The following is a 14,875-nucleotide window of genomic DNA, read 5'->3' on the forward strand; positions in this document are numbered from 1 at the left end:
CCGTTGGTTCTGCTGCACGACTCCAACAGCTGTGCCCCGGCAGCGATTGAAATATTGATTGATTTGACCCGGAATTTTCGGATTTATGCGGTTGATATTCCCGGTCAATCAAATTTAAATGAAGAGTTCCTGCTGGATGTAAATGATAACTCATATGGAAAATGGATGTATGAAATTCTGTCGAGATTAGCTGTTAAAAATGCCTTTTGAGTGGGAATTTCTTTTGGTGGCTTTGTCGCCTGGAAAACACTTATCTTTGAGGAAAAGAGAATAGCCAAAGCTTTTTTAATCACTCCGGCAGTACCTATTAAGAGAAAACCACTGAAAATGTTTTTTGAAGTGCTTCTTCCAGTGAAACGATACAAAAAGCAGAAAAAGATAAAATCATTTGCACCAGTTTCCAGGTGAAAATTTTTCAGGTAAAAGCGATTTTGCAGAAGCTTTCTTATCAAATCCATTTCTACATTATGCAATGGATTTTTCACCTATTCCAGTGATTTCAAAAGATTGTGCGTAACGAATCCCCCCGTTCACATTTTTGCTGCTGAGAATAACTTGCTTTTTCCGAGAAAAAAAAAGTAAAAAGGGCAAAAAAAATATTCACACATTCCAGTAAGTTTGTTTTACTAAAAACTCCTGGCAAGCACTATCTGGTACAAACAATGTGTACATCTCAAAAAATATCCTGAATAAACAGCAAAAAGATCAAGTAAAAAAAAAATTGAACAATAAAGATAACCCTGATTATTACAATGACTCTTTCCTGAAAAAAGTCGAGCAAACAATAAAACGGTAGAAATTATATAGCGAATTTCCTCTAAACCTATTTTGCGGTCAGCTAAACGGGAAAATCCGGTTTTTAATTTATCAAAACATTTTCTGCATCACAAAAGCCAACACCAAAGTTTATTTTCCATCTAGTGTTTTAATGACAACAACACCATTTGCCCCCCTGGAACCATAGACGGCTGAAGCTCCATCTTTAATTATGTCTATACTTTTCACATAAATGGGTTTAATGGTTTTTAGAAAATCATAATCTACGATCACTCCGTCTACAACTACAAGAGCTGCGCTATTCCCCTGAAAGCTTTTATCACCCCGGATACGAATTTCCCCACTCGAAACATCAACCCCCATACTTCGTATCACATCAAAAATATCATTAAAGCGGGCAAATCGGGCATCGTTTTTATTTAGATTAGTTATAGAACTGGTAAGATCCTCCTCTGAAACATGACCATAACCAACGGCATATTCTCTTTGCTTATCGCCTGGCTTTAACTTCAGGTTCACAGCTAAAAATCTAGCCTTATCATCCACCTTTACAGTGGTAGAATAAAAACCATTGGCTTTAAATTTCAGCTTATCTTTCATGTCAGTTGCAACTGAAAAATTTCCCAAAGAATCAGTTAGAACAGTTTGCCCGGTAGTTCTTACATCAATTTCAACACCAATTAATGGTATGCTGTCTAATGTAGTTACAATACCATGGATAATCCTTTCCTGTGCATGAATATTTCCTGATATAAACAGCATAAATAAACATGTATACAATATTTTTTCCATAGGAATAAATTTAATTGTTGTTATTTTTGGCTTAGTAAATAAACGAAATTAACGAAATCCGGCCTCTTTTAAAAATAATCAATTAACATTAATTTTTTTATCTCGCAGAAATAAAAAACACCGGATAGGAACATCGTGGAAAGTTGACTTATAAACACTTAAGCTATCTGATTATCCCAATCAGATTTTGAAATTGTAATTTTAATTCTTTAAGCAGAACGAATAAATAAATTTAAACATTATGGAAAAACAGTACAAAATGTGCCAGAGCTGTGGGATGCCACTTAGCAAGGATCCCGACGGAGGAGGAACTGAAAAAGACGGAGCAAAGAACCGGAAATATTGTAGCTATTGCTACCAGAATGGTGAATTTACTTTTACAGGGACAGTTTATGAATTCCAGGACTACTGTAAACAAAAAATGATTGAAGGAGGACATTCGAAATTTATTTCGTGGATATTTACCCGTGGCCTTAAACGACTGGAACGTTGGAAAAACGCCTAACCAATGGAAAAAATCATTCAACTCACAACCGAAAATATTGCAGAAGAACACATTTGTTGCGCTTTTTCAGACAAAAAATGCAGTGAAAGTTACCATGCAAAAAAAGAATGGCTAAAAAAAGAATTTGCAAACGCTTATGTTTTCCGCAGAATTGACGCCCGCGCAAAAGTGTTTATAGAATATGGTCCGGCAGAAAATGGTTGGGCACCGGTTTATGCCCCAAATTACCTGCTGGTGAATTGTTTTTGGGTATCGGGAAAATATAAAGGCAACGGTTACGGGAAAGAACTGCTTCGTTTAGCAATGGAAGATGCCAGCAGCCAAAACAAAGAAGGACTGGTAACCATTGTTGGAACTAAAAAATTTCACTTTATGAGCGACACCAAATGGCTGTTAAAACAAGGCTTTGAGACAGTTGAAAAATTGCCGTACGGATTCAGTTTGCTGGTTAAAAAGTTAAATACCAAAGCCCAAAATCCAAAATTTAGTGATACAGCTGTTAAAGGAGAAACAAAACACAAACAGGGATTGGTTGCCTATTACTCCAACCGATGTCCGTTTTCAGAATATCATGTAAAAACATCGCTAACAGAAACAGCAGAAAAAAGAAATATTCCTCTTAAAATAATAAAACTGGAAACAATGGAACAGGCACAGAATGCACCAACTCCGGCTACAATTTTCAGCCTGTTCTTTGATGGAAAGTTTATAACTACCGATATTAGCGTTTGTATGGATAGCCGGTTTGATAAGATCATACAAAAAGCAGTAGGTTGACGAAAAGACATTAAAAAAAATTTCATCTGTTACAAATGGGATATTACATTAACCTTCAGAATGTTGACCTGAACAAATACATGACTATTTTAAAATCTGCGGACTTACTTCCAAGCCGATTGGTACTAAAACACGATATCGATAAGCATTTTGAAAGAATAAAAAGTTCCGGTGTCGTAAATCTTGAAGAGTACCTTGAAAGGACGAAAACCAAAAGGAAATTACAGGATTTTTCAAAACAATATGGTGTAGATGAAAACTACCTGACTATTCTTACCCGAGAGATAAAAAGTTACCTGAAGCCACCTTGTAAACTAAAAGACTTTCCCGGAATACCAGCAAAAATAGTTTTAACATTGAAGGAAAAGGGGCTAAATAACACTTTGCAATTTTTTGAATACGGTTTAACCCCCGCAAAGAGAAAAAAGCTGAGTATGGAAACCGGTGTTTCTGAGGAGTGGATTTTGAAACTGGCGCGTTTAACCGACCTTTGCCGCATTCGCTGGGTAAATCACACCTTTGCTTTTATATTAATGGAAACAGGCTACGGCTCAGCTCAAAACATTGCCGGTGCCAATGTTTCTGAACTTCACGAAAAAGTAAACCGGTTTATCGAAGAAAACGGATTGTTTAAAGTTCGCATCGGACTACACGACATAAAACTTTGCATTGAGGCGGCGAAAAATTTATCTTTCGATATGATATTTTAAGCGGCAACAAAATTTGGTTCTCAATGAAGAAACAACATCTTATTTTACTTGGTTTTATCTTACTTAAATTTATATTACAGTACTTCGCCATCAATCCGGTTTATGAACTCCACCGGGATGAATTTCTGCACATCGATCTGGGAAAACACTTGGCCTGGGGTTACACCTCTGTTCCTCCGCTTACAGGATTGCTTTCAAAAATCATCCTTTTGTTTGGGAAAAGTGTATTCTGGGTGAAGTTCTTCCCGGCTCTTTTTGGCGCAATGGTTATTTGGGTTGTATGGAAAATTGTGGAGGAACTGGACGGAGGAATTTTTGCTCAGATATTAGCTACCGTAAGTATCCTGTTCTCAGTTTTTATCCGAATTAATACATTATACCAGCCGAACTCACTCGACTTTCTTTGCTGGACATTACTGTTTTATACTTTATTAAAATATTTCAAAACCGATAAAAACCGATGGCTCTATTTTTCAGCGTTAGTATTTGCTATCGGATTTCTGAATAAATATAACATCGGATTTTTATTGCTTGGATTATTGCCGGCGGTATTATTGACAAAACAACGGACCATTTTCAAAAATAAACACCTCTGGTTTGCAGCTCTGCTTGCTTTGTTGCTCATTTCACCTAATATTATCTGGCAATTTCAAAACGGGATGCCTGTTGTTAAGCACATGCGAACTTTAGCCGAAACTCAACTGGTAAATGTAAACCGAAGTGACTTTCTGTTAGAACAACTTTACTTTTTCCCGGGCGCACTTTTAGTTTTACTGCTTGCTTTTCTCTCTTTCTTCACTTTTAAAAAATACAGAATCTACAGGGTATTTTTTTATTCCTTTATATTTACACTTTTCATTTTCACCTACCTTAAAGCAAAAGGATATTACGCCATCGGGGTATACCCGGTTTTCATAGGTTTTGGTGCGGTATACTTTGAATACCTGATGTCAGTTGGATGGAAGCGCTATCTCCGGATTCCGGTTGTCCTGTTGCCGGCACTCATTTTTATACCAGTTGCCCCGCTTATGCTGCCTGTTTATTCTCCGAAACAAATTATGGAAAAAAAAGAACTGTTCGACAAATACGGAACGACCAGGTGGGAGGACGGTAAAATTCATAATTTGCCACAGGACTATGCTGACATGCTTGGCTGGAAAGAACTTGCCCATATTGTAGATTCAACCTTTATGCTTATCGACGATAAGGACCGCACCATTATTCATTGTGACAATTACGGGCAAGGCGGAGCCATAAACTACTATTCTTCGCAAAAAAATACCGAGGCTCTTTCCCTAAGTGCAGATTATATAAACTGGTACCCTTTTGATGAATTTGAAATTGTAAATGTTATTCTGGTTCAGATAAAAACAGACGATGATCCGGAAAGAAAACGCGAAAGAGAATTTTTTGAAGAGGTTAAGCTTACAGGAAAAATAAGCACCAAAAATGCGCGAGAAGAAGGCACGAGTGTATATTTACTGCGCGGAGCTACAGTTTCAATAAACGATATCTTGCGAGAAGAAATCAGAAGCCGGCGTTAAGTAAGTGTTTTTTACTGTTCGCTTGAAATCATTTTAAATTCCAGTCTGGCAGCCCTGATTCCGTCAAGAGTTTCTTTCAGTGCAAAAATAAAATAGTCGTCTCCAAGCTTTACAATTTCAGGTGCCGCAATCGGAAGCCGGCCAAGCATTAAACTATCCGTATCGATTCCAAATTCCAGGGGATTTTCGGAACAATACTGCACATTTAAATTGTTTCGCCCGTATTCAACATTCCGGAATAAAACAAACTTGTCATCTATGGGAACAACAAACGGACATTCAGCGTCACCGCCTCCCCAGGAATCCATGTCTTTTACACTTCCCCCGGCCGAAACCATTGTTGGTTCGCTCCAGGAAATCAGATCGGCAGATGTACGACAAAAAATTGCCGCTGAAATTTCATCGGGTTTGGCATCAAGTAAATGCCCGGTATAATAGCAATAATATTTGTCGCTAATTTTAACGGTCATTGCATCCCTTGTGTTGATAAAAGGCCCCGAGAATATTTCAGTAGTTCCCGAATCATTGATCACCCGTTCAAATGTTTTTCCATCTGAACTTTTTGCCAGGCAAATCTGTGCCCATCCGCCATACAACATATAATACATTCCATCTTTCTGAATGACATGAGGCGCCTGTAAACCGCCTTTTTGCTCACCTACGGTTGTATCGGCCTCCATTACAATACCTAGTGATGTCCACATTGTATCAGTAAGACTTTTTCCTTCCCAGCCATAAAACAAACGGGTGCGACCGCCACAATTGGTTTTCCGGATACATGACCACAATTGCCAGGTTCCGTCTTCTGCCTGCCATACACCAAAATCTACAGGCTCCTGATTTTCACTTGTATATTCACCTAAATCAGGATTTCCGGTAATTTCCCACCAATCGCCAACAATCACCGGTTTATATTTAAAATCCTTTTCTTTTTTATCTGAACAGGAAATCAAAAAAATTCCCCCAATGCCTATCAGAAGAAAAAAAATCTTCATCATATTGAATTTATTATATCAGTTGTCTTTTTTTAATCCAAAGGCAATATAACTATCACCCGACTTTGTTCCCATTTTTCCTCCGCCACATGCAATTACGACATATTGTTTTCCTTCAATTTCGTACACACTTGGAGTAGCGTAACCTCCTGCCGGCAATTTATACTTCCAGATTTCATCACCAGTCTTTTTATCAAAGGCTCTGAAATATTCATCTTTTGAAGCGGCAATAAAAATTACTCCTCCCGCAGTAACAACAGGCCCACCGTAATTTTCCGTACCCGTTTTGGGAATTCCTTTTTGAGTTAACTCTTCAAATTCGCCAAGTGGAACCTGCCACAAAATCTCTCCTTTGTTTAAATCAATTGCTGAAAGATTTCCCCACGGAGGTTTTACAGCCGGATAACCGTCGGGATCTAAAAACCGGTTATAACCGGTGTGGGTGTATGGAACTCTGTCTTTATTATTTTCTAAACCCAACAAATGCGAATCATCATGTGGTTCGGGTTCTTTTAATAGATAAGCAACAAGTGCTTCTTTTTCCTCTTCGGATAAATGTTTGTAAGAAGGCATAAATCCCTTTCCGGTATTTATCAATGTCAAAATAGAATCTCTTTTTAGCTTGCTTCCGACATCAATTAACGAAGGATAATTGGCGGCTTGTTTTCCTTCCATGTTTTGTCCGTGACACATGGCACAATTAACCTGATAAGTTCTTGCGCCCGGATGATCGTTTGTTTGTTTCGAATCCGATTCGATCATTGTCAAAATCCATGGCATTATACTGCCATTTACATATAAAACCGACGATTCAGGATCAAAAGCAGCTCCCCCCCATTCGCCGCCGCCATCGAAGCCGGGAAAAATAACCGTTCCTTCTTTACTTGGCGGGATAAATTGCTTTCCCGTTCGCAAATTCTCTACGATATTTTTTGCAAAAGTATATGACTCCGGAGAGATATCGGTAACGTTATCCAACGTTAATGATTGTGGCGAAAAAGCAGGAGGTTTGGTTGGAACAGGCTGTGTTGGCCATGTTTCTTCTCCTTTCAAATCAGACAAAGGAACGACTTGTTCCTCTACCGGAAAAAGCGGCGTTCCGTTTTCCCGGTCAAGCAAAAACACAAAACCAGACTTGGTTATTTGCGCGACAGCATCGATTGCTTTCCCCTTGTGATTTACTGTTACCAGATTAGGTGGAGCCGGCAAATCTCGATCCCAAACATCGTGATGAACCGTTTGGAAGTGCCATATTCGCCTTCCGCTGGCAGCATCAAGTGCGAGTACACAATTGGCAAACAGATTTTCGCCTTTCCTGTTTCCACCCCAAAAGTCAAAGGCAGCGGAGCCCGTTGGAACATACACAATACCGCGCTCTTCATCCAGACTCATTCCCGCCCAGGAGTTCGCACCTCCGGCTTCTTTCCAGGCTTCTTCCGGCCAGGTTTCATAACCAAACTCACCCGGTTGCGGAATCGTGTTAAAAACCCATTCCAAATTCCCTGTTTTTGCATTAAACGCACGAATAAACCCCGGGGCAGCTCCTGTATTTTCTGACACACGGGAACCAATTATCAATAAATCCTTATAAATTATTCCGGGAGATGTGGCAACTACATATTTATCTTCCGTATTTTTACCCAGTCCTGTTTTTATTGAAACAACGCCCTTCTCTCCAAAAGAAGAAACAGGTTTACCGTTTTCAGCATTCAGCGCATAAAGATTCGAGCCTGCTGTAACCAGAATCCTTCTGTCCGGACCATCGGCCCAAAAAGTTACACCGCGATTTACATTGCTCGAAAAACCTTCGTCGCCGGCTGCATCAAAAGTCCAAAGCTCTTCTCCTGTTGCGGCATTTAACGCAAACACCTTTAACTTTGGCGAAGTAGCAAACAAAATACCATCAATAATAATCGGATTACACTGAATCTGAGTATTCTCACCAGGACGACCTTTTTCTGAATGATATTCCCATACCGGATAAAGATTTTTTACATTTTGGGGAGTGATTTGTTTTAATGGCGAAAACTGACTACTGTTATTTCCACCAAGATAGACGGGCCAATTTGTCCCGTCCGGGTTAAAACTTAATTTATTCTCTTTTTTGCACTGAGTAAATAACAATACCACACAAACCAACAACAGAACTTTTTTACTCATTTTATTATTCTATTTCTGAACAACTACTACCCAGTCTTTTTGTGCATCTTCCGGTGGATTTCCTAAATCCTGAAAACCGCTTCCGGCAACTTTATCAACACTGCCGTTTTTTAGTCCTCCCCCTTCCCTCGGATTAAACCACTGAACTTTAAAATTTCCATCACTTTGAAAATTAACTCCAGTTGTTTTTCTTCCTATTGGAAGATAAATGATATACAACTCACCGGGTTGAGCCAAACAATAAGCACTTTCAACGTCTATCAACGCATCATTTTCCACCATCTCTTCCAACGGAAATTGTTGCACAAACTGCGTTGCAATAGTTGACTGCTTCCACCACTGTTCACGACTTCGAAAATCTTCACAGCTTAAGTCGGTATGCGGGTAACGATAGCCAAAGTACCACTCAACACCGGCTCCCCCGGCAAGCAAAGTTCCCCATAAACAGCTCTGCCGAATTGTATCGTGTGCTAAATCATAAGAATCAGGCATCACACCTTTCCAGTGCTGACCAATTTCATCAAGATTTACCAGCCAGCGTTTACCCGATTTTTCCGATTCCTGCACCCATTTGAGGATTCTTTCGTGAACACGCAGCGGATCCCCAATCTGCATGGAGGGCCCGTCCAGATTTTCAAACCCCAGCATCGGTATTAGATACTCATCTTGTTTGGCATCGTTTGAATGGGTATGCAAAACAACTACTGAAGGATAGGGATTTATTTTCTTCAGATAATTTGCCATATCTTTCTTCTGCGCATCTGTTTGCCCGATCGGAGAAAAACCGGCAGGGCCATTTTCTTCACCAATATTCCAGGTTATTCCTAAATGATGACCAAAACGCGCCGTCAACTCCCTTATGTATAGTTTTCTTTGTACATCGGTATAACCGGCATCAAGCAAAACCTCATTTTCAGTTTCCTGTAAGACAAAATGCATCATCATGCCAAGGTTATCCATGTGGTCGAAAACCATTTCCCACTGGTCGAGTTTGCTGCAATCAAATCGATATCTTTCGTTATGGTCATTGTACGGCCAAACATCCTTCCCATCACCCAGAATGTTCATCGTTAACATATATACAGAATTAACGCCTTTAGCATGCAAATAATTCAAAGCTCCAATAATGCCTTTTCCTTTGCCGTTTTGCCACGAAGGATCTCCTTCATTCCAATCGCGAATATGCGGCTCATATTTATGTAAATCTTTTTTGGGATCTGCTTCCCCTTCACGGGTTTCAGTTTTCAGACTAAAACGATAGGTTTGATCAAAGTCGGCATAGGCAAGGAAATTTTCGGGACTGTCTGCACCATTTTTTATCCATATCTCCTCCGAATCCTGAAACCTGAAATATCCTTTTCCTCCATTCACAATTCTGCCTTTTTTTCTAAAATCGTCTGCTGATTTATCTGATTCTGTTATTACAAAAGACCCGTGTACTCCATCAGCAGCAAGCGACTCGCCATCATTTTGTTCCTCTAAAACAACAATATTTTTACCTTTCCTGAAGGAAATTTTATAACTCCATTCACCTGTTAAGTCCGGTCTGAAACATACTTTCCAGATATTTCCTCTTTCAGCCGAAGTTTCGGCGGCATTTCCATCAGCAGCAAAAAAACCGGGGACTTTGTATGAAACAGATCCATTTGAAAATGTAACATCGAGTTTATAATCCAGAAAAGGATTTTCGCGGTTCCATTCCGAGGTTTCAGGCCCGGAAACAATTAATGTTATTTTGTGCCATTGTTTTAATTCACCTGTAATTTCAACTTCACTTTTTGTTTTTGTCTTACATGAAATCAATAAAAAGAAGGCACTCAAATAAAGCAAAAATTTCATAAGATTTGGTTAAAATGGGTTATGTTTTACCCGATTTATTCCGATTTTGTTAATTCTGAAACTGGTGTAATTTCCAGCTTTCTGAACTCCACCTCAGAACCTTCTGCCTGAACTGCAATCTGCCCTTTTGTGGCGGTACAGTCAAAGCCATAATTTACAAGATCATCGTTTACCCAAACTTTTATTTCATCGCCAACACATTCGATAACCATTGTATTCCACTCTCCCAGTGGTTTTTCAGAGCCGTCGGTCAGATTTAATATCCGGCGTTTTTTTCCCTCTGTAATTCCCCACTCTTCTTTTGGGCCACGGCGTTCTTCCATATCCGGAGTGCTAATGTCTTCAACAATACACCAGAAATCACCGGCATTTTCATGCATTCCCTGAACTTCGAGGGATTTTGGAAACATTCCATACAACGCACGCGGTGTTGAAGCGTGAACCAAAACACCACAGTTGCCCGGCTCTCCTGCAAACCGATATTCCACAACCAAACGATAGTTTTGAAAAACAGAATCAGTAATCAGATGACCGCCAGGTGTTCCCAAACTAACAAGCAAACCATCGCGGATTATAAACGGGTTTACGGTATCCGGATTTTCATCCATAGCTGGCACATCTATATGCCAACCTGTCAAATCCTTTCCGTTAAAAAGTGATTTGGTTTTGGATTCGGGTATGGTGTTGCACGAATAAAGCGCAAAGATTACGAAAAAGACAATACCTAGTTGTTTCATTCTATTATGAATTTAATTTTGTTTCGCCTTCAATTTAAAACAATTGTTTGAGGTTTCAAATTGGTTGTATTTCTATGAAGTTTATTTAGTCAATAAAAATCTCCTTTACCTTATTAAAAAAAGCGGTCTTTCGCTCCGAGCTAATGCTCCAATTTACCGGCACACTTTGGTAACCTTCATCAAAACCTTCTCCTTTCATTCTGAAATCAAAATATCCCCATGACGCATAGGCTTTTGTAGCTGCAGCAAAATTATTTTCGGCGTGGTCAAAATCAAAATGATCATCTTCGTTAAAAACAACTGGCATCGGATGGTAAGATGGCAAATTTCGAACTTCTTCCACCATTTCTGTAATTCTGGAAGGTGAATGCACTCCGTTTCCGTGAATAAGCACAAAATCGCACACTTTAACCACGTCGTCGGGTGGAATCGTATTTCCGTTAAAACTAGTTGAAACAATCAATTCCGGAGCTTTTTCCTTAATCTGAAGTATCAACTCCGAAATTCGATCCTGTTTTATAATGTCATGGTCATATTTCCGGTTGTTACATTCATTGGCCACTTCAATCAAAACGTTTGTAAACGCTTTATTTTGAATCCATTCAACAACATTCCCCACAGCATTTTTAACGGCATTTTCATCCTGTAAACGTTCGTCCTGACCAAAATAAAAAATTCCCAGAATAACCACCATTCCCAGTTCATCGGCCTTTTCCACAATTTTTTCCATTCGTCGGGCAAAGTCTGTCCGCAAAGTTCCATCAGGTTCAAAAGCATTGTTCTCCCAGGGTTGAACACTTGAATATCCTTCCGGACTTCCTCCCTGAAAATTAATGGTAAAAGCAATTAAACCATGTTTTCTCCAATCGGGCATAGCCATAATAAATTCATTGGTATTTCTGTCGGGCTCCCACTCTTTTGTATCAGGATATTTCCATTTATTAACCGTTTCAGGATTCAAATCGTCAAATATTCCCTGAACCATTCGCGAGTTTGGCAGCAATCCTTCCACCGAAACTCCATTCCATATGCGTCCTTTGAAGGTGGGATCTCCGTTAATATAAAACTGCTCCCCTTTTATTGAAACATTTACAGTTGGCTGAAAAGTTTTTTTTGAATTACAGCCCATTATAAACAGAACCAAAAATACGATGCCTATTTTAAAACTGCTCTCCATAAAAAATATTTTATTTAAGAACCTGCTCCTTTGCCCAATTGATGTATTGTTCCCAGTCAAAATCCGTCACATCATGTTTTCCTGTTCGAATGTGATAGGAAACGGTATTTTGGATGGGCTCATTAACAGCGGGCATTTTATCTGATGTGATTCCTTTTTTGTCAAACAAATCATAAACCTTTGATGCGTAAAATGCAGACAAAAATTCGCCTTTTGGATCCGCCCACTGGTCTTCTTCAGCACTGGCAACATATAAGGGGCGTGGTGCTATTAATGCCAGAAGTTCATGCTGATCAACAGGAAGGGCTTCTTCGTTGTTATTGAAATTTCTAAAATTCTTGCAAAACCAGTGCGGGAAACTGGAATTTATCCGGCCAACAGTTTCTCCAAACTTCCGCTTCGAAAGAGCCGCTCCACCGCACCCAGAACAATTTGAAATAACACCGGCAAAACGTTCGTCGCTGGCACCTGCCCACAACGATGTTTTTCCCAATCGGGAATGGCCAAATACAATCACTTTATTTTCATCTACTTCGCTGTATGTTTCAAAATAATCCAATGCCCGGCTCAGTCCCCACGACCACGCAGAAATACTCCCCCACTCTGATGCAGCAGGTTGCTGCTGGTTGTCGACATAAAAAAACGGATGAACCCCATCGGTAAAATCATCTTTATCGGGATCCACTTCCCCGTAATAAATGGTTGCAAGTCCAATTCCGGCATCTATCATCTTTTCAATAGCCCATCTGTTTGTGCGTACACCACGCGATTGTTCCGTTAACTGGTTATTGATAATTCCAAAAGAAGGATTATCCCGGCTCCAGGCTTCGGAAATAATTACATTTACATCTTCGGTGATTGTATGATTTCCATAAAAATTGTATCCTAAAAACACGGGAGCTTTTTCAACACTTTTGGGAAGATACATCAAAATAAAAAAATGTAAGTTTCGATTTCCTTTTTTAAATGTAAGTTCAACCTGCCGGCGTTTTGCTTTTCCATTCAAAGCGTTTTCACTTTGTTCTACAATTTGGGCTGAAGCAATCTTCAACTCCCCCGGAACTTCGCCATAAACATTTTCGGTAAAAAAATCGAGCAGTTCCTGACGTCCCTTTTTTGTCCATTTTTTTGAATTCCTGATTTTTTTCCCGTTAAAAGTTTTCAGAGGGTCGGGCAATTCAAAATCCGGTACTTTGCTTTCATCATAATTTGCTTCTGCCTGCGACCAGGCAACCTGCATCACCATTACAAATATTATGAGTAAGGCTATTTTTTTCATTTTTATAGATTTATATTAAGTGAAACCGACACATCCTGTTTTTTTGTAAAATACAAAAATTTAATATCTCATCAACAGATTCAGCATTTTACGATCAAGCTTATGTCCAAACCAATCTTCATAGTTGACATCTTTTCGTCCGGAGTTTAGTAATCCAAAAGTCCCGTTAAACTCCCAGAGTGCATACCCAATTCCATTTTCTGTTAGTACATCAAGAACATCTCCAAACCAGGCCAGGAAAACATCATGCGGAGTTTCCTGCCAACAGCCGCACTCCCCGCAGTGAACGCCAACCCCGCTTTTTACAGCATCAATCCAGGGCGCATAAAACTCCTCCAGGTTTTTTCTACTAAACTGCTTTCCGTCAATTTCACCGGGCCATACAGGTTTTGGGGCATCATCCGGATTTTCAAATACCCAGGGTGCCCGATAATGAGAAATATAATGCGGATAATATCCCCTGCAACTTTGGCCAATATCCAAATCAAAAAGCTCGGGAATTACATCACTTCCCACATTGTTACCATCGGCAATTACCCGATGAGCCGGATTGTGACTTCGAATAGTTTTTAAGGCTTTCTGAGCCACTTCCCGATAGAGCTGCCCGGGGATGGCGCCCCGTTTCGAGAATTGGTTATTCATATCTTCGCGGGTACATGGCTCATTTACCAAATCAAAACTAATCTGGTCGGGTGTTTTGGAAGTAAAACGTTTGGCCCACATTCCCCAATGAAAGTAAAACGCCTCCTGTGCTTCCTTGTCTTCCCACAAATTATAAGGTTCATTAAAACCGGCATTTACACAAAAACCGGGAGCCCGATGTAAATTTAAACTTACATGTAAACCATTTTTATTTGCAGCATCTACCAGGGCTTCCACATTGTCCACCTCTTTTTCATTGATATTCAAAATGTCTTCAGGAGTAATATCCCGACTTTGATCAAAATTAAGGAAGCGCGGATATGCCATCGGCAGACGCACAAAATCAAATCCCCAATCAGACATCCATTTAAAATACTCTTCGGTAGTTTTAGGTCTCGCTCCTCCGTTCATATTGGGTGAAAAATAATCAAGCAGATTAAATCCTTTCCAACGGGGTAATTTATTTTTTACAGGAAGATTCTTTTGCGAAAAAGCCGGAACACCGGCCATACCAATTGCGACAGTTGCCAGGCTTGTGGTTTTTATAAAATTTCTTCTTTGCATTTTCACAAGGTTTCATTGGTTTCTGTAAATATAGACAAATTGCATAAAACAAAATGAGTGCAACATGTAATCTTGTAGAATTTGTTTGCTTTCCGGACTTGCCTCAATAAAACAACAGCCCTGATTAAATTATCGTGTACAGTGATATTGTAGCAAAATCAGGCGCATTGTTTTTAAACGTGTTAATTTTTAAAACAGGAAAAAAGAGATTTATACATTTATCTTTATATTTTAGTAAAATTGAATATGTTATACTAAAAAATTTAGTAAACAGACTAAACCATAATAATAAACTACAGAATGTCACTAATGAAAATAATGAACCATAATGTGATTTGTCAAGAGTTGAAAACTGTTTTTCACACAAAAACCATAAG

General features: G+C 39.3%; 14 protein-coding genes. 6 read left to right on the forward strand and 8 right to left on the reverse strand.

All coding sequences use genetic code 11. The features are described from left to right. Nucleotides 1-3: 3 nt before the first annotated feature. Entirely contained in the window at nt 4-210 is a 207-nt protein-coding gene (locus GM418_RS00595) for a hypothetical protein (protein ID WP_158862149.1), read from the forward strand. Then, nucleotides 211-408, forward strand: a complete 198-nt coding sequence (locus GM418_RS00600) for a hypothetical protein (protein WP_158862151.1) — start codon at nt 211-213, stop codon at nt 406-408. Nucleotides 409-906: 498 nt separating this feature from the next. Here GM418_RS00600 and GM418_RS00605 read toward each other — a convergent pair whose 3' ends face one another. Then, nucleotides 907-1,569, reverse strand: a complete 663-nt coding sequence (locus tag GM418_RS00605; RefSeq protein WP_158862153.1) for a TonB-dependent receptor plug domain-containing protein — start codon at nt 1,567-1,569, stop codon at nt 907-909. 241 nt (nt 1,570-1,810) lie between these two features. Between GM418_RS00605 and GM418_RS00610 the strand changes: the two genes are divergently transcribed. Genes GM418_RS00610 through GM418_RS00625 form a run of 4 tightly spaced genes read left to right on the forward strand, consistent with a single transcriptional unit; the run spans nt 1,811 to nt 5,105 of the window. Beyond that, nucleotides 1,811-2,074: a zinc ribbon domain-containing protein gene (locus GM418_RS00610; protein ID WP_158862155.1), complete on the forward strand. Its 264-nt coding sequence runs from the start codon at nt 1,811-1,813 to the stop codon at nt 2,072-2,074. 3 nt (nt 2,075-2,077) lie between these two features. Further along, on the forward strand, nt 2,078-2,851 hold the full coding sequence (locus tag GM418_RS00615) for an N-acetyltransferase (protein WP_158862157.1): 774 nt from the start codon (nt 2,078-2,080) through the stop codon (nt 2,849-2,851). Nucleotides 2,852-2,886: 35 nt separating this feature from the next. Beyond that, complete coding sequence (locus tag GM418_RS00620) at nt 2,887-3,561, forward strand: DUF4332 domain-containing protein (protein ID WP_158862159.1); 675 nt, start codon at nt 2,887-2,889, stop codon at nt 3,559-3,561. 23 nt (nt 3,562-3,584) lie between these two features. Then, nucleotides 3,585-5,105 (forward strand): glycosyltransferase family 39 protein, encoded by a 1,521-nt coding sequence (locus GM418_RS00625; protein WP_158862161.1) that lies wholly within the window; start codon nt 3,585-3,587, stop codon nt 5,103-5,105. Nucleotides 5,106-5,116: 11 nt separating this feature from the next. Here GM418_RS00625 and GM418_RS00630 read toward each other — a convergent pair whose 3' ends face one another. The 7 genes from GM418_RS00630 to GM418_RS00660 form a co-directional block, all read right to left on the reverse strand. After that, nucleotides 5,117-6,103: a glycoside hydrolase family protein gene (locus GM418_RS00630; protein ID WP_158862163.1), complete on the reverse strand. Its 987-nt coding sequence runs from the start codon at nt 6,101-6,103 to the stop codon at nt 5,117-5,119. 15 nt (nt 6,104-6,118) lie between these two features. Further along, nucleotides 6,119-8,260, reverse strand: a complete 2,142-nt coding sequence (locus GM418_RS00635; protein WP_158862165.1) for an outer membrane protein assembly factor BamB family protein — start codon at nt 8,258-8,260, stop codon at nt 6,119-6,121. 9 nt (nt 8,261-8,269) lie between these two features. Beyond that, a complete protein-coding gene (locus GM418_RS00640) occupies nt 8,270-10,099 on the reverse strand; it encodes a DUF5060 domain-containing protein (protein ID WP_158862167.1) in 1,830 nt (609 codons plus the stop codon). A 35-nt stretch (nt 10,100-10,134) separates the two neighbouring features. Beyond that, complete coding sequence (locus tag GM418_RS00645; RefSeq protein WP_158862168.1) at nt 10,135-10,836, reverse strand: 3-keto-disaccharide hydrolase; 702 nt, start codon at nt 10,834-10,836, stop codon at nt 10,135-10,137. 85 nt (nt 10,837-10,921) lie between these two features. After that, the gene (locus GM418_RS00650) at nt 10,922-12,013 is read right to left on the reverse strand and encodes a hypothetical protein (RefSeq protein WP_158862169.1); all 1,092 of its coding nucleotides are present in this window, start codon (nt 12,011-12,013) and stop codon (nt 10,922-10,924) included. 10 nt (nt 12,014-12,023) lie between these two features. Next, nucleotides 12,024-13,292: a glucuronyl esterase domain-containing protein gene (locus tag GM418_RS00655; protein WP_158862170.1), complete on the reverse strand. Its 1,269-nt coding sequence runs from the start codon at nt 13,290-13,292 to the stop codon at nt 12,024-12,026. A 60-nt stretch (nt 13,293-13,352) separates the two neighbouring features. Then, complete coding sequence (locus tag GM418_RS00660; RefSeq protein WP_158862171.1) at nt 13,353-14,498, reverse strand: glycoside hydrolase family 5 protein; 1,146 nt, start codon at nt 14,496-14,498, stop codon at nt 13,353-13,355. Nucleotides 14,499-14,875 lie beyond the last annotated feature (377 nt).

The organism is Maribellus comscasis (assembly GCF_009762775.1).
Taxonomy (GTDB): Bacteria; Bacteroidota; Bacteroidia; order Bacteroidales; family Prolixibacteraceae; genus Draconibacterium; species Draconibacterium comscasis.